1 pseudogene is annotated in these 486 nt (G+C 64.6%); it reads left to right on the top strand.

Features of this window, described 5'->3' with window-relative positions:
- Window positions 1-235: 235 nt before the first annotated feature.
- Window positions 236-486: pseudogene (locus SPHV1_RS04275) on the top strand (muramidase); the annotation flags it as partial.

Consider the following 486-nt stretch of genomic DNA (forward strand, 5'->3'; position numbering starts at 1 on the left):
GGGGGGGCCGACTGGCGGCCAATAACCGCGCGTCGGCCGCCTCGGCATCGTCGGGAAGTGAAACGCTCGCTCCCGCGACCGGCGCGGGCAGTCCCGCCAGTTCGTCCGATTCATCGCCACCCCCCACGGCGCAATTCGCGGGCGATACCATTTCGGCCGCCCGTGATGCGGGCGACATGGAGACGCCAGAGGATGAAGTTGCGGCCTTCGTCCAGAGAAGGGGGGACAGCTAATCATGGCCGCTGATCTGCCTCCGGTTGTCATAGAAGAACGGGTGCAATGCTCGATCGCGGCGGCGCTGCGCTATAACATTCCGGCGAACGTCATGCTGGCGGTCGCGGAACAAGAGAACGGTCGGCCCGGCGCGCGCGTCCAGAACACCAATAACACCGCCGATCTTGGCTCGATGCAGCTCAATTCCAGCTATATTCAATCGCTGGCACGCTACGGCATCCGGCCCGAATATGTGCTTGCGGCGGGGGGGTA

Origin of the sequence: Novosphingobium sp. KN65.2 (assembly GCF_001368935.1) — a bacterium.
Taxonomy (GTDB): domain Bacteria; phylum Pseudomonadota; class Alphaproteobacteria; order Sphingomonadales; family Sphingomonadaceae; genus Novosphingobium; species Novosphingobium mathurense.